The sequence below is a fragment of the Pseudomonas wenzhouensis genome (genome assembly GCF_021029445.1).
GTDB classification, from domain to species: domain Bacteria; phylum Pseudomonadota; class Gammaproteobacteria; order Pseudomonadales; family Pseudomonadaceae; genus Aquipseudomonas; species Aquipseudomonas wenzhouensis.
This window is the reverse complement of record NZ_CP072610.1, coordinates 4,385,049-4,401,374: the sequence shown is the minus strand read 5'-3', so window position 1 is coordinate 4,401,374 and position 16,326 is coordinate 4,385,049. Positions and strand designations below refer to the sequence as shown.

General features: G+C 64.5%; 16 protein-coding genes. 4 read left to right on the top strand and 12 right to left on the bottom strand.

The window, feature by feature from the left end:
- Window positions 1–110: 110 nt before the first annotated feature.
- Window positions 111–2,075 (bottom strand): alkaline phosphatase D family protein, encoded by a 1,965-nt coding sequence (locus J7655_RS20525; RefSeq protein WP_230925985.1) that lies wholly within the window; start codon window positions 2,073–2,075, stop codon window positions 111–113.
- Window positions 2,076–2,136: 61 nt separating this feature from the next.
- A complete protein-coding gene (locus tag J7655_RS20520; RefSeq protein ID WP_230925984.1) occupies window positions 2,137–2,820 on the bottom strand; it encodes a Crp/Fnr family transcriptional regulator in 684 nt (227 codons plus the stop codon).
- Between the two features lie 112 nt (window positions 2,821–2,932).
- Between J7655_RS20520 and J7655_RS20515 the strand changes: the two genes are divergently transcribed.
- Window positions 2,933–3,457: an Mpo1 family 2-hydroxy fatty acid dioxygenase gene (locus J7655_RS20515; RefSeq protein WP_230925983.1), complete on the top strand. Its 525-nt coding sequence runs from the start codon at window positions 2,933–2,935 to the stop codon at window positions 3,455–3,457.
- 176 nt (window positions 3,458–3,633) lie between these two features.
- Here J7655_RS20515 and J7655_RS20510 read toward each other — a convergent pair whose 3' ends face one another.
- The 6 genes from J7655_RS20510 to oscA form a co-directional block, all read right to left on the bottom strand.
- Window positions 3,634–4,380: a hypothetical protein gene (locus J7655_RS20510; protein WP_230925982.1), complete on the bottom strand. Its 747-nt coding sequence runs from the start codon at window positions 4,378–4,380 to the stop codon at window positions 3,634–3,636.
- A gap of 318 nt (window positions 4,381–4,698) precedes the next feature.
- The gene (locus tag J7655_RS20505) at window positions 4,699–5,694 is read right to left on the bottom strand and encodes a sulfate/molybdate ABC transporter ATP-binding protein (RefSeq protein WP_230925981.1); all 996 of its coding nucleotides are present in this window, start codon (window positions 5,692–5,694) and stop codon (window positions 4,699–4,701) included.
- A gap of 2 nt (window positions 5,695–5,696) precedes the next feature.
- The gene (gene cysW / locus J7655_RS20500) at window positions 5,697–6,569 is read right to left on the bottom strand and encodes a sulfate ABC transporter permease subunit CysW (protein WP_230925980.1); all 873 of its coding nucleotides are present in this window, start codon (window positions 6,567–6,569) and stop codon (window positions 5,697–5,699) included.
- 10 nt (window positions 6,570–6,579) lie between these two features.
- Window positions 6,580–7,398, bottom strand: coding sequence for a sulfate ABC transporter permease subunit CysT (gene cysT, locus J7655_RS20495; protein ID WP_230925979.1), 819 nt, complete (start codon window positions 7,396–7,398; stop codon window positions 6,580–6,582).
- 92 nt (window positions 7,399–7,490) lie between these two features.
- Complete coding sequence (locus tag J7655_RS20490) at window positions 7,491–8,489, bottom strand: sulfate ABC transporter substrate-binding protein (RefSeq protein ID WP_143511024.1); 999 nt, start codon at window positions 8,487–8,489, stop codon at window positions 7,491–7,493.
- A gap of 102 nt (window positions 8,490–8,591) precedes the next feature.
- Window positions 8,592–8,774 carry a sulfur starvation response protein OscA gene (gene oscA, locus J7655_RS20485; RefSeq protein WP_003464528.1) on the bottom strand — a complete coding sequence of 61 codons (183 nt, stop codon included), beginning with the start codon at window positions 8,772–8,774 and terminating at the stop codon, window positions 8,592–8,594.
- Between the two features lie 245 nt (window positions 8,775–9,019).
- On the opposite strand from oscA, the gene J7655_RS20480 reads away from it, so the two are divergent.
- Window positions 9,020–9,601, top strand: coding sequence for an RBBP9/YdeN family alpha/beta hydrolase (locus J7655_RS20480; protein ID WP_230925978.1), 582 nt, complete (start codon window positions 9,020–9,022; stop codon window positions 9,599–9,601).
- 114 nt (window positions 9,602–9,715) lie between these two features.
- Complete coding sequence (locus J7655_RS20475; RefSeq protein ID WP_230925977.1) at window positions 9,716–10,540, top strand: sigma 54-interacting transcriptional regulator; 825 nt, start codon at window positions 9,716–9,718, stop codon at window positions 10,538–10,540.
- Window positions 10,541–10,607: 67 nt separating this feature from the next.
- On the opposite strand, the gene modC is transcribed toward J7655_RS20475, so the two are convergent.
- The 4 genes from modC to J7655_RS20455 form a co-directional block, all read right to left on the bottom strand.
- The gene (gene modC, locus J7655_RS20470) at window positions 10,608–11,732 is read right to left on the bottom strand and encodes a molybdenum ABC transporter ATP-binding protein (RefSeq protein WP_230927770.1); all 1,125 of its coding nucleotides are present in this window, start codon (window positions 11,730–11,732) and stop codon (window positions 10,608–10,610) included.
- Entirely contained in the window at window positions 11,732–12,412 is a 681-nt protein-coding gene (gene modB, locus J7655_RS20465) for a molybdate ABC transporter permease subunit (RefSeq protein WP_279531808.1), read from the bottom strand. The genes modC and modB overlap by 1 nt, the downstream gene beginning before the upstream one ends.
- 100 nt (window positions 12,413–12,512) lie before the next feature.
- Window positions 12,513–13,265 carry a molybdate ABC transporter substrate-binding protein gene (gene modA / locus J7655_RS20460; protein WP_230927768.1) on the bottom strand — a complete coding sequence of 251 codons (753 nt, stop codon included), beginning with the start codon at window positions 13,263–13,265 and terminating at the stop codon, window positions 12,513–12,515.
- Between the two features lie 218 nt (window positions 13,266–13,483).
- The gene (locus J7655_RS20455; RefSeq protein ID WP_230925976.1) at window positions 13,484–14,110 is read right to left on the bottom strand and encodes a class I SAM-dependent methyltransferase; all 627 of its coding nucleotides are present in this window, start codon (window positions 14,108–14,110) and stop codon (window positions 13,484–13,486) included.
- Between the two features lie 371 nt (window positions 14,111–14,481).
- Here J7655_RS20455 and J7655_RS20450 point away from each other — a divergent pair, with 371 nt between their 5' ends.
- A complete protein-coding gene (locus J7655_RS20450) occupies window positions 14,482–15,726 on the top strand; it encodes an MFS transporter (RefSeq protein WP_230925975.1) in 1,245 nt (414 codons plus the stop codon).
- The last annotated feature ends 600 nt before the right edge of the window (window positions 15,727–16,326 follow it).

Here is a 16,326-nt window from a genome sequence, read left to right as displayed (position 1 = left end):
GGCGTTTTCCTGAGGGCTGGGCGAAAGGTCGTCGAACTGATTGCTCGGGCTCGCGCACGAGCCCGTTTTCAACGCAGCATCACCGAGCGCGGGCCCTTTTCGTGCACAGCCTAAGGCGCAGCATTGCGACTGCGAGGCGTAGTGGCGTGGGCCGGCCGCTCTTCGCGTTCGCTGATGAACGTCACCGGCTTCGAGCCATCGGCATTGAGCTGGAGGATGCGCTTGGGTCGGCCCTGCTCGTCGAAGAACACCTGGCCGAGGCCGGCGCCGTTCCACAGGCGTTCGCCGGAGCGGCTGCGGTCGGGGATCAGCGGGGTGACGCGCATGCGCCGGCGTTTGGTCAGCCAGTTGAGCGGCGACCAAGGCGCGTAGAGCCAGCGATTGAGGCGGTCGAACCAGTCCAGCAGCCTGGCCGGAAATTCGTTCTTGATGCCGCTGCTGGTGATCTGCCAGATGGTCGGGCTGGCACGCTTGTGGCGGATGCTCACGCGGTAGACGAAGGAGTAGTGCACGTCGCCGGAGAGAATGACGAAATCCCCCGGCGTACGCGAGTGGCGGAAGATGTTCAGTATCACGCTGGCCGCGCCGCGATGGGCCATCCAGTTTTCCGCATCGACCATCAGCGGGTGGCCGGCGTAGGTGAACAGCTTCTGGATGCCCTCGATCAGCTTCACGCCGAACATCGGCGCGGGCGAGACGATGATGCAACTGGGGTGATCGAGCAGTGCCTGCTGGAAGTCGCACAGCGCCTCCCAGTCCATCAGCCCCGAGGGTTTCGACAGATGCCCTTCACTGCGCCAGCGACGCGTGCGGGTGTCGAGCACCAACAAGGCCGGCGTGGTGGGCAGCACGTAATGCCATTGTTCGAAGTGCAGCAACTGGTCGATCAGCGCGTCCTGCGCTGCGGCCCGCAGATGCTCGTTCTGGCGCTGCTGCAGCAGGTCGGCAAAGGCCTGCAGCGGCTCATCGAATACATCGGGATTGTTGCCCCAGCCCTGGCACAGCAGGTAGGCAAGCAGGGCATTGCCGATGATGCGCTTGGAAAAGGGGTGGCCGTAGGCGGTCTGCTCCCAGCGCGCGGAGAGGTTCCAGTCATCGGTGACGTCGTGGTCGTCGAAGATCATCAGCGTCGGCAGGTGGGCGAACACCCGTGCAGCCTGGCCGAGGCTCTGGCGGAAGGCATCGATGCGTTCGCGCTCACGGGCATAACGCTGCTGCTGTTCTGCGCTCAGCGGCGGCTGCTGTTCGCTGATCAGCGTCCAGGGCACAGGCGACCAGACCAGCAGGTACATGGCGATCATCTCGGCGAAGGTCACCAGATGGTTGTCGGCACTGCTGCTGGTGAAGACGGGTTTCTCCACACCGCCGAAGAACTTGTCGCGTAGGGTCTGGTTGCTCTTCACCGCCGGCAGCAGGTCGGCGCGTTGGTAGTAGCCCACCGGGTTGGCGTAGAGCGCCTGGCTGTCTTCGATCACGGCGCCCTGGAGAAACTCGTCGAACAGGCCGAGGCGGGCGATCAGTTGGTGGATGGCGCACAGCAGCGGCCCGGCGACGTCATCGACGTAGACCTGATCGCCGCTCATCAGCAGCAGCGCCGGGCGTTGCCTGGCGTCGTGAGGCTCGGCCAGCAGGCGGTCGGCGCAGAGCAGGCCATCCGTCGCGGCGTGATGCGGTTTGCGGCAGGAACCATGGAGCAACTGGTCGACCCGCGCGCGCAGGACGAAATCAGCGTGCTCAGCGCCGTCGTAGAGCAGGTGCGGCGCCCAGTCGCGCATGCCTTTCGCGCCTGCGCTGTCGATGATCTGCAGGTCGTAGGCGATGCGCGTGTCCTGCGGAAGTGCCTCGGCAAGCGGCAGGTCGATCAGGTGCAGCACGGCATGCCGGCCCAGCGGCAACTGCTGACAGTGCGCGTGCAGGGCATGGGTTTGCGGCGCCTGGCCTTCGGGCTGCAGCCACAGGTGCAGGTTCAGCTCGCCACTGGCCACCAGCCACAGCACCAGGCGGCCGGGCTCCAGGCGGCGCAGCAGCGGGCCGGCGAGCACGGCGGGCAGTGGAGCGTGGGCATTGTCTGGCATCGATACGGTTCTTTTGGCGGAAAACACGACAGGGCTTGGACAGTGGCAGGAGGCCAGCGGTTCAGGTGGCCAGGCGGCGCAGGTGCTCGAAGTCGAGAATCTCGATCTCGCCATAGGTGAGTTGCACCACGCCCTGCGCCTGCAGCTCCTTGAGAATCTGGTTGGTGGTCTGGCGTGACAGCGAGAGCATCAGCGCCAGTTGTTCCTGGGCCAGGTGCAGCACGCGGCGTGGCTCGCTCTCGCCGTAGTTCTCGGCGATCAACAGCAGGCGCCGAGCCAGGCGGGGTGCGGCCGGCAGCAGGCTCATGTCTTCCAGGGCGATAAAGGCCAGACGCAGCTTGTGGCTCATCAGCAGGGCGAAGTCGCGCCAGTGCTGCGGCTCGCGTTCGAGCAGGGCGAGCAGTCCGGCCTGCGGCAACAGCAGCAGGGTGCTGGCGCTGTCGGCGAAGGCATCGTGGGTGCGCGGCAGGCCATCGAACAGGGAAATCTCGCCGAACCAGTAGGGCGGCTCGACCAGGGTCAGCAGCGCCTCCTTGCCGGTTTCGCTGACCGCACCGACGCGCACCGCGCCTTCGACCACCGCATACAGCCCACTGGGTTTGTCGCCACGGTGAAACAGCCGCTGGCCGGCATCCAGGCGCTGCACCTGGGCCATGTTCAGCAGGGTATGACGCAGCGCCTGGGGCAGCGCAGCGAACCAGTGACCCTGGCTCAGCTGGCCGAGGTAGTGACGCGGATCGGGCATTACGACTCCTGTAGGCTGTGGCCGCAGCAGCCATTGTCGGCTAGCCGACAGTGCGACGGCGTTGGGCGAGGCGATCATGCTCAGGCCCGTTTCACACCTGAGGACGATAACAATGAAAACCCTCGTCGATCACCTGGCGCAGTATGCCGCCTACCACCGCGACCGGCGCAATATCGCCAGCCATTTCATCGGCATCCCGATGATCGTGCTGGCTGTCGCCGTGCTGCTGTCGCGGCCCGGTTTCGAAATCGCTGGCCTGTGGCTGGCGCCGGCCACACTGGTGGCGTTGGCGTCGGCATGGTTCTACCTGCGTCTGGACACCCGCTTCGGCCTGCTCATGACCGCGTTGCTGGGGCTGTGCCTATGGGCGGGCGCCAGCCTGGCGGTTGCCTCCACTGCCCTGTGGCTGACGGCAGGCATTGGCCTGTTCGTGATCGGCTGGATCATCCAGTTCATCGGGCACTACTACGAAGGACGCAAGCCGGCGTTCGTCGATGACGTCATGGGCTTGGTGGTCGGCCCGCTGTTCGTGGTCGCTGAGCTGGCCTTTCTGCTCGGTCTGCGCAAGGACGTCGAGCAGGCCGTGGTGGAGCGCGCCGGGCCGACCTGCATCCGCGAGAAGAAGGCGCTGGCCTGAGTCTGCCCTACCCGCAGGAGCGCCGCCCCGGCGCGAAATGATCGTCGCCGTGACGCTCGATTGGCGTTGCCGGCATGATTCGCCGCGGGGCGCGGCTCCTATGAAGTCACCGGAGCGCGGCTGAAGCCCCCCACAAGCTTGAGAGGCTGTGGGAGGGGCTTCAGCCGCGAGACTTTCTAGAACATCGCCATCCATTGCGCCGTCATCGCGCGGGTGTGGCGATCCACGGTGATGGGCGCGAAGGGGCGGCCGGAGACGCTCTGCAGGGCGTTGCTCTGGCTGTTCATGTCGGCCAGTGCCGTGCGCAGATAGCTCCAGCGGGTCTGCAGTTTGACCACCTGCGGATCGGACTGTGCCGGGAGTGCCTGCAGCTCTTTGTCGATGGCCGGCAGCAGCAGGCGTTCGTCCTGGCCGAGGTAGGTGTCGGGCTGCTCGCGGGCGATCTCGAAGTTGCCCAGGTAGGAGCGGCTGAGGTATTGCACGCTGAGGTATTCGATCTTCGCCGCCAGCTCGCTCTGGCCTTCGGCGCCGGGTAGGGCGCGTGCGGCGCTGAGAAAATCGCGCAGGGCACGGCTCAGGTCTTCGGTGAAGCGCCAGGGTACGTTCTCTTCGCCGGGGCCATAGGAAACACCGTTGCGCAATTGGGTAACGAGTGCCTGATGGGCGCTGGTAAGTGCGGCGTTGCCTTGCGCCAGGCTCTGCATGGCACCCGCCAGCGCGGTCAGGTCGGCGTCCAGGCGTTGCTGGTGAGTCTTCTGGAAACCTTCGCCACGTAACAGCATCAGGCTGCTGGTGGCGCGGCTGGCGTGTATCTGAATCTGTTCCTGCAGGCTGACGGCGTGGGCGATGTTCATCGGCGAGAGCCCGATGAAGACGCCCAGCGTCCAGAGAACGGCATGGCGTAACAGTGCTTTACAGCGCATCCGGGGTGCTCCTTGTTATTGTTTTGAGCAGGTATGCAGTGGGCAGCGTCAAGGACGCAGCGCCAAGACTACTGCGTCGGACGCCCTGTAGCATGACCCAAAAGAGTGATTTCGTCGGAAATCGCTACCGTTCATGGGCTTTTCGTCAGATTGTGCGGGCGCTCGATGCTGTTGGTATCAGCGCTGGGTGGGACTGCAAAGGGCAGATGCGCTGAGGCGGGGGCGGCTTGCACAGGCGAGCGATGCGGCTGCCTGCCCGCCGCTGGCAGCCACACGTGAGGGGCGCCCGGAGCGTGTTCGGCTCCGGGCAGCGAGCGATCAGCCGGCCGGGTTGCTCACCGGCTTGCCGCCCTTGGGCTTGAAGTACAGCGTGGTGCCACGGCCCAGGTTGTTCAGGCTCAGGTGATCCTTGGCCACCTCGGCCTCGATCAGCTCGTCCTGGCCCTCGACCTTCAGCGTAATGCGGGTGATGGCGCCGAGCAGACGAATGTCGCGCACCTCGCCGGCCTTGTGCTCCGGGCTCGGTTCGCTGGACAGGTCGACCTCGTGCGGGCGGAACAGCACGTGATGATCGTTGCCCACATACAGGCGATTGGCATCACCGAGGAAGTGGTAGACGAAATCGCTGGCTGGATTCTCGTAAACCTCGGCCGGTGTACCGATCTGCTCGATCACGCCCTTGTTCATCACCACGATGCGGTCGGCCACTTCCATGGCTTCTTCCTGGTCGTGGGTGACGAATACGCTGGTCAGGTGCACGTCCTCGTGCAGGCGCGCCAGCCAGCGGCGCAGCTCCTTGCGCACCTTGGCATCCAGCGCGCCGAAGGGTTCGTCGAGCAGCAGTACGCGCGGCTCCACGGCCAGGGCGCGGGCCAGGGCGATACGCTGGCGCTGACCGCCGGAGAGCTGCTCCGGGTAGCGATCGCCGAGCCAGTCGAGCTGCACCAGGTCGAGCAGTTCGTGGACCTTGCGCTTGATCACCTCTTCGCTCGGGCGCTGACCCTTGGGCTTCATGCGCAGGCCGAAAGCGACGTTATCGAACACCGTCATATGGCGAAACAGCGCGTAGTGCTGGAACACGAAGCCGACGTTGCGATCACGCACGTCGTGGTTGGAGACGTCCTCGCCGTGGAACTCGATGGTGCCGCTGTCCGGGGTTTCCAGGCCGGCGATGATGCGCAGCAGGGTGGTCTTGCCGCAGCCGGACGGGCCGAGCAGGGCGACCAGTTCGCCGCTCTGGATGTTCAGGTTGATCTCGTTCAGCGCCTTGAACGCATTGAAGTTCTTGCTGACGTTACGGATTTCGATACTCATGTTTATTCCTCGCCAGCACTGGCTTTGCGGCGGTTGATACGGGATTCGCTCCACTGCTTGAGCAGCAGGATGAACAGCGCCAGAAGCAGCAGCAGGCTTGCAACGCTGAAGGCGGCGACGTGATTGTATTCGTTATAGAGAATCTCGACATGCAGCGGCAGCGTGTTGGTGTAGCCGCGGATGTGCCCGGAGACCACCGATACCGCGCCGAACTCGCCCATCGCCCGGGCGGTGCACAGCACCACGCCGTAGATCAGGCCCCATTTGATATTGGGCAGGGTCACGTGCCAGAACATCTGCCAGCCGTTGGCACCGAGCAGGCGCGCGGCCTCTTCCTCCTGCGTGCCCTGTTCCTGCATCAGCGGGATCAGCTCGCGGGCGACGAAGGGCACGGTGACGAAGATGGTCGCCAGGACGATGCCGGGCAGGGCGAAGATGATCTGGATGTCGTGCTCGCGCAGCCAGGGGCCGAAGAAGCCCTGGGCGCCGAACAGCAGCACGTAGATCAGACCGGCGATCACCGGCGACACCGAGAACGGTAGGTCGATCAGGGTCACCAGAATGCTCTTGCCGCGAAACTCGTACTTGCTCACACACCAGGCGGCGGCTACGCCGAACACCAGGTTGAGTGGCACGGCGATGCCCACGGCGAGCAGGGTCAGTTTCAGCGCGCTGACGGCATCGGGTTCGAGGATCGAGCTGACGAACACGCCGACGCCCTGCTTGAGCGCCTCGGTCGCCACCACGAACAACGGCAGCAGCAGGAAGAAGGCGAACACCAGCCAGGCCGAGATGATCAGCAGGCGGCGGCCCAGGGGGTTGCCGCGACGCGCGGCGTTGTTGACGGCGCTGGCCGTCAGGGTTGCAGATGACATGCCTGGCTCCTCAAGAACGGCTGATGCGGCGCTGCAGCAGGTTGATCAGCAGCAGCAGGACGAACGACACCACCAGCATCAGCACGCCGATGGCGGTGGCGCCGGCGTAGTTGTACTGGTCCAGTTGCACCATGATCAGCAGGGGCAGGATCTCGGTCTTCATCGGCATATTGCCGGCGATGAAGATCACCGAGCCGTATTCACCAACGCCACGGGCGAAGGCCAGGGCGAAGCCGGTCAGCCAGGCTGGCAGCAGCGCCGGCAGCAGCACGTGGCGCGCCACCTGTAATGGCTTGGCACCGAGGCAGGCGGCGGCTTCCTCGACCTCGCGGGGGATGTCGGCCAGCACCGGCTGCAGGGTGCGCACGACGAAGGGCAGGGTGACGAAGGTCAGTGCCAGGGTGATACCCAGCGGGGTGTAGGCGATCTTGAAGCCCAGGGACGTGGCGAACTGGCCGATCAGACCGTTGGGCGCATAGAGCGCGGTCAGGGCGATACCGGCAACGGCTGTGGGCAGGGCGAAGGGCAGGTCGATCATCGCTTCGATGATCTTGCGGCCGGGGAAGGTGTAGCGCACCAGCACCCAGGCCAGCAGGGTACCGATCACGCCGTTGATGATGGCCGCGAGAAAGGCCGTGCCGAAGCTAAGTTTCAGGGCGGCCAGCACGCGCGGTGAGGAAATGATGGCCCAGAACTGATCCCAGGTGAGCTGGGCCGCGTGGACGAACATGGCACCCAGGGGAATCAGCACCAACAGGCTGAGGTACACCAGGGTGTAACCCAGCGTCAGCCCGAAGCCGGGTATGACGGGGGAAGTGCGGCGAGACATGCAAGCTCCTTGGTAGGGCGGGTGGAACCCGCCACTGGCTGCGACGATCTTGCGGCTGCATCCGCCCTACATGGGCGGACGCGCCGTGGCAATCACTGGGCTTGGTAGATCTGGTCGAACACGCCGCCGTCGTTGAAGAACTTCGGCTGAGCGGTTTTCCAGCCATCGAAGTCAGCGTCGATGGTTACCAGCTTGAGCTGCGGGAACTGCTTGGCGAACTCGGCCGCCACCGCCTGGTTGCGTGGGCGGTAGAAGTGCTTGGCGGCGATGCGCTGGCCTTCCTCGCTGTACAGGTAGTTGAGGTAGGCCTCGGCGACTTTGCGGGTGCCTTTCTTGTCGACGTTCTGATCGACCACGCTTACCGGCGGTTCGGCGAGGATCGACAGCGACGGCGCGACGATCTCGAAGTTCTCCCCGCCTTCTTCCTTGAGCGCCAGGAAGGCCTCGTTCTCCCAGGCCAGCAGCACGTCGCCGATGCCGTTGTTGACGAAGGTGATGGTCGAGCCGCGGGCGCCGGTATCGAGCACCGGGACGTTCTTGTAGAGCTTCTCGGTAAAGGCCTTGGCCTCGGCTTCGCTGCCGTACTTCTGCTGGGCATAGGCCCAGGCAGCGAGGAAGTTCCAGCGTGCACCACCGGAGGTTTTCGGGTTCGGGGTGATCACTTCCACGCCCGGCTTGACCAGGTCATCCCAGTCCTTCAGGCCTTTCGGGTTGCCCTTGCGCACCAGGAACACGATGGTCGAGGTGTAGGGGGTGCTGGCGTCCGGCAGGCGCTCCTGCCAGTTCTGCGGGATCAGCTTGCCGATCTTGTACAGCTCGTCGATATCGCCGGCCAGGGCCAGGGTCACCACGTCGGCGCGCAGGCCGTCGATCACCGCACGGGCCTGCTTGCCCGAGCCACCGTGGGATTGCTGGATGGTCACCGCTTCATTGCCCTGGGCCTGCCAGTGCTTGTTGAAGGCGGCGTTGAATTCGCTGTACAGCTCACGGGTCGGGTCGTAGGACACGTTGAGCAGGGTTTGTGCGGCGGCCACCGGGCCGGCGATCAGACTGCTGGCCAGCGCGGCCAGGGCAAAACGACGAAGGGACATGGTGCAGCTCCTAACTGTGAAATTCTTGTGTTGGCGTATTGGCTGTCAGGCGGGGCGATCTTTCTCGAGCCCTCTGGTGGTCCAGTCGGGCCGCATCATGTGTCAGCTGTTCTTGGTACTCGGTTGTTGCAGGCGGATCTTTTCCTTGCGCTCGATCTGCACGACCTGGCCGTTGTGCACGGTGATTTCCACCGAACCGAATTTCAGGCCATGCAGGGCGGTCTGAATCTCGCGCAGGATGCTGGCTTCATCCTGGCCTTCGAGGTTTCTCAGCGTCGCGGTCATTTCCAGGCTCCTTGTGAATAGGTCGCCACGGCGGCGGTATGGAGTACCGACGCTGGCGTGGAGCGGATAGTAGAGAGACGGAAATATTCTTAAAAATATTGTTTAAGAACATTTATATGCTTTTTGGAAATATAAGGCGTGATGCGATTTATTGAATTTTTGGAATAAGTAAATAAGTTCTTATTCTTTTTGTAATTTATTCGTGCTGCCTAGACTGACGCCATTCGATTCAAGGAGGCGCCGTCATGGGCAGCGAAGCAATCCGTTATCTGATCCTGCCGGGCTGGCAGGGCTCACCCGAAGAACACTGGCAAAGCCATTGGCAGCGCAGCCTGCCGAACAGCGCGCGTGTGGAGCAGAAGGACTGGCTCAACCCGCAACGTGGCGACTGGGTCACCGCGTTGAACCAGGCAGTCGCCGACGATCCGCGTCCGCTCATCCTCATCGCCCATAGCCTGGGCTGCGTGACGGTGGCGCATTGGGCCGCGCAGGCACCGGTCGAACTGCTGCGCCGTGTGCGCGGCGCGCTGCTGGTCGCGCCGGCCGATGTCGAGCGGCCGGGCTGCCCCGCACCGCTGCAGAATTTCGCACCGATGCCGCGTGATCTGCTGCCTTTTCCCAGCCTGTTGGTGGGTTCCGACAACGATGCCGCAGCCAGCGCCCTGCGTGCCATGGAGCTGGCGCGGGCCTGGGGCAGCGAGGCGGCGATTCTCACTGGTGCCGGGCATATCAACGTGAAGTCCGGGCACCGTTACTGGGAGCAGGGCTTCGGCTATCTGTATCGCCTGCAGAGCCGCATCGAACAGCAGTCGCGCCTACGCGCCTGAGCCGGTCACCACGTCACACCATTTTCAGAGCGGGGTCGGGCCAGGCAGCCGCCCGCTCTTTTTTCTTCACGTACAGGCTACGCCCAGTGAGGTGTGGCCTTGGAGCTGCACGTCATGAGTTTTTCAGCCGACTTTCCGGCACCGCTGACCTTTGCCGACGCGGACAAGAGCCCGCTGAGCATTCGCGCCAAGGCGCTGGTATTCGTCGATGCGCGTTCGCGCCAGTTGCGCGAGCGTGCTGAAGCCTTGGCGGGCAATGGCCAGCCGCTGCTGATCCTTGGCGAGACCGGCACCGGCAAGGAATTGCTGGCGCGCTACATCCATCGCCACAGTGAGCGCGCCGGCCTGTTCGTGGCCGTGAGCTGCGCGGCGATCAGCCCGCAATGGGGCGAGGCCGAGCTGTTCGGCCATGTTGCAGGCGCCCATGTCGGCGCCGCCAGCAGCCGCGCCGGCTGGTTCGGTTCGGCCAATGGCGGCACGCTCTACCTGGATGAGATCGCCGACCTCTCGCGGCCTCTGCAGAGCAAGCTGCTGGCCGCGCTGGAAACCCGCGAGGTGTATCGCGTCGGCGCCAGTCAGGCGCTGCCGGTGGATGTGCGTCTGCTGGCGGCGAGCAGCATCGACCTGGCGCGTACGGTGGCTGCCGGCACTTTCGACGAGCGCCTGTACGCCTATCTGTGCGATGGCCAGTTTCTGTTCCCGGCGCTGCGTCAGCGCGTCGGCGATATTCTGCCGCTGGCCGAATACTTCCTCGGCATCCACGCCTCGCGCCTGGGCCTGGGCATTCCGTCGATCAGCCCGGCGGCGCAGGCCGTGCTGGAGGCGCACAGTTGGCCGGGCAACACCCGCGAGCTGGAGAACGTCATCCACTTCGCCCTGCTGCTGGCCGGCAACGCCGAGATCGGGCCGGAACATCTGGAGTTGCCCGGGGGCGTTTGATCGCTCCGGATTGCATCCGGGCTACGAACCTGCGGCATCTGCGTGTGCTCGGTGCGCGCGGCGCACCCTAGGGCGCGAGCAGTGACACCGACTTGATCTGCGCCCAGAGCGCCTGGCCGACATGAACGCCCAACTGATCGAATGAATAGCGGGTGATGCGTGCCAGCAGGCGCTGTTCACCCAGGCGCAGGGTCAGCAGCATCTGCGCGTCCAGCGCCTGGCAACTGTCCACCTGCACCGGCAGCCGATTGAGCAGGCTGCTGCCCTCGGCGTGCTGCAGGCTGAGGCTGACGTCACGTGCCTTGATCTTCACCCGTACCCGGTGCCCGTCAGGCAGTGCTGCATGAGGTAGGCGCAACTGGGCTTCGCTGCCGGGCAGACGCAGATGCAGCAGGTGGTAGGCGGCATCATGGCCGCAGACCTCACCCTCGATCACCGCTTCGGCATCGTCCTCGCTGGCGAAGGGCAGGTCGGGCCGCAGCAGGATGTCCTTGAGCGGGCCGCTGGCGCGTACCTGGCCTTCATCGAGCAGCACCAGGTGATCGGCCAGGCGCGCCACTTCGTCCGGCGCATGGCTGACGTAGAGCACGGGGATGTCCAGCTCCTCGTGCAGGCGCTGCAGGTAGGGCAGCACCTCCTGCTTGCGCTTGAGATCGAGCGAGGCCAGTGGCTCGTCCATCAGCAGCAGGCGCGGGCTGGTCACCAGTGCACGGGCGATGCCGACGCGCTGGCGTTCGCCGCCGGACAGCGCCGAGGGCATGCGCTCGAGCAAGTGACCGATGCCGAGCAATTGCAGCGCCTGATCCAGCGCCACCTTGCGCTGCTCCGGCGGGATGCGCCGCTGGCCGTACGCCAGGTTCTGGCGCACGCTCAGGTGCGGGAACAGGTTGGCATCCTGGAATACGTAGCCGATGGCACGTTCGTGCGCCGGCAGAAAAAAACCGCACGCACTGTCCTGCCAGCGCTCGCCGGCCACCTGCAGATAGCCCTGCTGCGGGCGATCCAGCCCGGCGAAGCAGCGCAGGCAGCTGGTCTTGCCCGAGCCGGAATGGCCGAACAGCGCAGTGACGCCGCGCCCGGGCAGGTCGAGGTCGACATCCAGGGTAAAGCCCGCATGCCTGACTAGAAAACGCGCATGAATGCGCCCATCGTCAGCGACGACCGCTGCCGGGCGCTTGCCGAAACCGAACATCACAGCGCCCTCATCTTATGGCTGCGCCCGCTGTACAGCGTGAGTAGAACGATGAAGGAGAACGCCAGCATGCCGCCGGCCAGCCAGTGCGCCTGGGCGTATTCCATGGCTTCGACATGGTTGTAGATCTGTACCGACACCACCTGGGTCTTGCCAGGGATATTGCCGCCGATCATCAGCACCACGCCGAACTCGCCGATGGTATGGGCGAAGCTGAGAATCGCGGCAGTGATGAAGCCGGGCCGCGCCAGTGGCAGCACCACGCTGAAGAAGCTGTCCCAGGGGCTGGCGCGCAGGGTCGCCGCCGCTTCCAGCGGAGCACGGCCAATGGCCTCGAAGGCGTTCTGCAGCGGCTGCACGACGAAGGGCAGCGAGTAGAAGATCGAGCCGATCACCAGGCCGGTGAAGGTAAAGGTGAAGGTGCCGAGACCAAGGCTCTGCGTCAGTTGTCCGAAAAAGCCGTTGGGGCCCATGCTCACCAGCAGGTAGAAGCCGATCACCGTCGGTGGCAGCACCAGCGGCAGCGCCACCACGGCGCCGACCGGGCGTTTGAGCCAGGAGTCGGTGCGCGCCAGCCACCAGGCAATCGGCGTACCGATGATCAGCAGCAGCACGGTGGTCAGCGAAGCCAGCTCCAGGGTCAGGAGGATGGCGTCGAGGTCATTCTTCGACAGCGGCATGGTCAGATTCCGGCACCTGGCGTCTGGACAAACGTAGCCCGGATGCAATCCGGGGCCCGCTCAGGCAACTGGCCCCCGGATTTCATCCGGGCTACGGGGATTACAGTTTATAGCCGAACGACTCGATCACCCTGGCGGCTTCCGGGCCTTTCAGGTACTCGACCAGTGCCGCTGCGGCCGGATTGTTCATGCCCGGCTTGAGGATCACCGCGTCCTGCCTGATCGGGTCGTACAGGGTCGCCGGCACGATCCAGGCCGAGCCGCTGCCGAGTTTGCCGTCCGTATACACCTGCGACAGCGCGACGAAACCCAGCTCGGCATTACCGGTGGAGACGAACTGATGCGTCTGGGTGATGTTCTGGCCCTCGACCAGCTTGCCCTGCACCGCCTCGCTCAGCCCCAGCCTGGCCAGTACCTGCGTTGCGGCCAGGCCATAGGGCGCCGTCTTCGGGTTGGCGATGGCCAGGTGCCGGAACTGGCCAGCCCTGAGCGCGGCGTCCGTGCCGTCGAGGTAGCTGGCATCGGCCGACCACAGCACCAGGCTGCCGATGGCGTAGGTGAAACGCGAGCCGGGCACGGTCGCGCCCTCGCGCTCCAGTCTGGCTGGCGTCGTGTCGTCGGCGCTGAGGAATACATCGAAGGGCGCGCCGTTGTTGATCTGCGCATAGAACTGCCCGGTGGCACCGAATGAGGCGACCAGCGTATGACCGGTGGCCTTCTCGAATGCCGGCGCGATGGCCTGCATGGGCGCGGTGAAGTTGGCGGCGACGGCGACCTTGACCTCATCGGCCGCCACGCCGCCGGTGAACAGCAGGGCGAGGCCGAGCAGGCTGCGTTGCACTGTCTTGATCATGGGAATTTCGCGTACCTGCATCTCGTTGCTCCGGTCTGTGGGGGCGTTGATGAATCACGCAGCCATACTACTTCGTTATATTTGTTTGTATATAGCGATGGGCGCGATGCACGCCGGTGACTGGCCAAGCCATCATGGCGGGGCTCAGGCCGGGGGTAGATGGCGATGTGCGTGCTGCATCAGGCCAAAACCTGACTTATAAGTCAATCCGGTTGAGATCAGCTGCGCCGCCAGACACTGGCCAGCCAGGGCTGCTGATCGCGAGGCAGGCCGGTGGGGCGGTAGTAATGTTCCAGCTCGACGAAACCGGCCGTCGTGAGCCGCGCGCGCCAGCGTTCCAGATCGTGATAACTGCCGTAGCGCGGGCCGTTCCAGCCTTCCTGATTCTCGCCACGCGGGTTGGAGCTGAACAGCACGCCGCCCGGTTTGAGCGCCGTGTGCAGTTGGCCGAGTACGCGCGGCAGTTCCTGATCCGGCACATGGAACAGGCTGGCGTTGGCGAAGATGCCGTCGAAATGCCCGGCCGGCAGCTCCAGTTCGAGGAAGCTCTGCTGCCACACCTCGCAGCCGCTGTCGGCACGCGCCATGGCGACGAACTCGGCGCAGCCATCCAGGCCGATGGCTTCGTGGCCGAGGCCGCTGAAGGTGCGCAGGTCACGCCCCGGCCCGCAGCCGAAATCGAGGATGCGCCAGGGCTTCTCGCCCTCGATATGCCGCAGCAGCGCAGCGATGTTCTGGCTCACGTCATGGTCGCGCGTGCCTTCGCGAAAGTCCTCGGCGCTGCTCTGGTAGTGGGCCAGGGTCAGGGCGCTGATCTGCGCGAGTTCGTCGGGGCTCAGAGGCATGGTGGGGCTTCCGTAAAAGGGCAAATATGCAGGCGTGCAGACAAGGCTACCAAAGTCGTCTGCCGTAGATGTCTTCACACTATTCCCCGTAGGAGCGGCTTTAGCCGCGATAGGACGGCTCGCCGCTAAAGCGCCTCCTACGGGTTTGTGGGTTGAACCATAGCGCCCGCAGCCTTATGGCGTGTGGGAGGGGCTTCAGCCGCGACTGCACGAGATTCGTTGACCCTGGCCAAAATATTTCGGTCGCCACCTCGCAATGGAGCAACCTGCGCAACAGCCTGTTCATCGGTTTGCCCCGTGGCGGAACTTTGCCGTAGATTGGCCGGCCCACCTCGACCGGAACTTCCCGGTCATGCCTCGAGGTTCGCGTCGTGTCTGCTGCTGTTCCCGCTTCCGTTTATCGTCTTCCCGGTTTCCTGGCGTTTCTCATTGCCCGCATCGTCGTGGTCTTCGCCGTACAGATCCAGGCCGTTGTGGTGGCCTGGCAGGTCTATGACCTGACCCGCGACCCGCTGTCGCTGGCCTATGTCGGCCTGGCCCAGTTCATCCCCATGCTGGTGCTGCTGATGCCGGCCGGCGACCTGATCGACCGCTACGACCGCAAGCTGATCCTCATGCTCAGCTGGCTGGTCGAAGGGGTGTGCGCGGCAGCGCTGCTGTGGCTGTCGCTGAGCGAGGCGGCTGTCAGTTGGTACTACGCGGTGCTGGTGCTGTATGGCTGCGGCCGTGCCTTCACCGGGCCGGCGTTGTCCAGCCTGCTGCCACAGATCGTGCCGCGCGAGCGCCTGGCGGCGGCCATTGCCGCCAACAGCATGATCATGCGCGTCGCGACCATTTCCGGCCCGGTGATCGGCGGTGGTCTGTATGCCATCGGCGGTGGCGGGCTGACCTACTCGGTGTGCCTGGCCTGCTTCCTCGCCGGCTGCGTGTTGCTGCTGCGGGTGCCGGTACGCTATGCCGAGAAAATGCAGGCACTGGAAGCCACTGCCTGGGCGCGCTTCACCGCCGGCATCCACTTTATCCGCACGCGCCCGATCATCCTCGGCACCATCTCGCTGGACCTGTTCGCGGTGCTGCTCGGCGGCGTGATCGCACTGCTGCCCATCTATGCCCAGGAAGTGCTGGAAGTCGGCCCGACCGGCCTCGGCCTGCTGCGCAGCGCCATGGCCATCGGTGAGGTATCGGTGGGGCTGTACCTGAGCATGAAACCCTTCAACCGTAATGTCGGGCTGGTGATGTTCGGCGCGGTGGCGTTGTTCGGCGTGGCCAATCTGGTGTTTGCCCTGTCCAGCCTGTTCTGGCTGTCGTTCGCTGCGCTGGTGGTGGCCGGCGGTGCGGACATGGTGAGCATGTACATCCGCTCATCCCTGGTGCAGTTCTCCACCCCGGACGCCATGCGCGGCCGGGTCAATGCGGTGAACATGCTGTTTATCGGCTCTTCCAACGAACTGGGCGAATTCCGCGCCGGCACCAGCGCCGCCTGGTTCGGCGTGGTGCCGGCAGCGCTGATCGGCTGCGCCTGCACCCTGACCGTCACCGGCGGCTGGATGCTCGGCTTCAAGAGCCTGCGCCAGGTGAATCGCTTTGAGGATGCTTCGCCAGCGAAGGTGGGCTGAAGTAGGGCTGCCCTGGACGCGGGCCGCTCGTCGCGAAGCGAGCAGTCCGCCAGAGACTGCGGATGTGTGCCGATCAACGACCGTAGGATGGGTAGAGCAACGCGAAACCCATCACCGCAATTGCTCTGGGTATTGCTTTGCACTAACCAGCCTAGTTGCTGTTCCGACACGTGGCATGGTGGACAAGCTCCGCATTGTCCACCCTACGCGGCGGGTATTTCTACGTAGGTTTTCATCCACTGTGGGGCGAGGTTGTCCGGGCTACTTGCTATTCCATCAACGCGAGGCTGTCCACGCTTCGCGAGCAAAATGCCCTCTCGGTTGTTTTCTCGCGCCAGAGTCGGCTATCCAGGCCTTCCCAAACCCACCCACAAATTCTGTTAACAGCGCTGTGGATAACCTTTGCAAAAGCCCTCTGCGCCTAGCATTCAAGCGGGTCTCGGCAGGCCGCTCAGTTTTTGCCCAATGACGCTTTGCTGGCGTTATCGTCGGGCGGAATATCGCTTTTAATCAATCACTTGGATCATGTTTTCAACAGCGGGGCAGGGTGCGGGCATGTTGCCGGGTGTCGTGCACAGAATCTGGGGAAAGCGCTGTGGA

Coding starts and splice junctions, on each gene's coding strand:
- J7655_RS20525 (WP_230925985.1), bottom strand. CDS start 2,075: ATGCCAGACAATGCCCACGCTCCACTGCCCGCCGTGCTCGCCGGCCCG.
- J7655_RS20520 (WP_230925984.1), bottom strand. CDS start 2,820: ATGCCCGATCCGCGTCACTACCTCGGCCAGCTGAGCCAGGGTCACTGG.
- J7655_RS20515 (WP_230925983.1), top strand. CDS start 2,933: ATGAAAACCCTCGTCGATCACCTGGCGCAGTATGCCGCCTACCACCGC.
- J7655_RS20510 (WP_230925982.1), bottom strand. CDS start 4,380: ATGCGCTGTAAAGCACTGTTACGCCATGCCGTTCTCTGGACGCTGGGC.
- J7655_RS20505 (WP_230925981.1), bottom strand. CDS start 5,694: ATGAGTATCGAAATCCGTAACGTCAGCAAGAACTTCAATGCGTTCAAG.
- cysW (WP_230925980.1), bottom strand. CDS start 6,569: ATGTCATCTGCAACCCTGACGGCCAGCGCCGTCAACAACGCCGCGCGT.
- cysT (WP_230925979.1), bottom strand. CDS start 7,398: ATGTCTCGCCGCACTTCCCCCGTCATACCCGGCTTCGGGCTGACGCTG.
- J7655_RS20490 (WP_143511024.1), bottom strand. CDS start 8,489: ATGTCCCTTCGTCGTTTTGCCCTGGCCGCGCTGGCCAGCAGTCTGATC.
- oscA (WP_003464528.1), bottom strand. CDS start 8,774: ATGACCGCGACGCTGAGAAACCTCGAAGGCCAGGATGAAGCCAGCATC.
- J7655_RS20480 (WP_230925978.1), top strand. CDS start 9,020: ATGGGCAGCGAAGCAATCCGTTATCTGATCCTGCCGGGCTGGCAGGGC.
- J7655_RS20475 (WP_230925977.1), top strand. CDS start 9,716: ATGAGTTTTTCAGCCGACTTTCCGGCACCGCTGACCTTTGCCGACGCG.
- modC (WP_230927770.1), bottom strand. CDS start 11,732: ATGTTCGGTTTCGGCAAGCGCCCGGCAGCGGTCGTCGCTGACGATGGG.
- modB (WP_279531808.1), bottom strand. CDS start 12,412: ATGCCGCTGTCGAAGAATGACCTCGACGCCATCCTCCTGACCCTGGAG.
- modA (WP_230927768.1), bottom strand. CDS start 13,265: ATGATCAAGACAGTGCAACGCAGCCTGCTCGGCCTCGCCCTGCTGTTC.
- J7655_RS20455 (WP_230925976.1), bottom strand. CDS start 14,110: ATGCCTCTGAGCCCCGACGAACTCGCGCAGATCAGCGCCCTGACCCTG.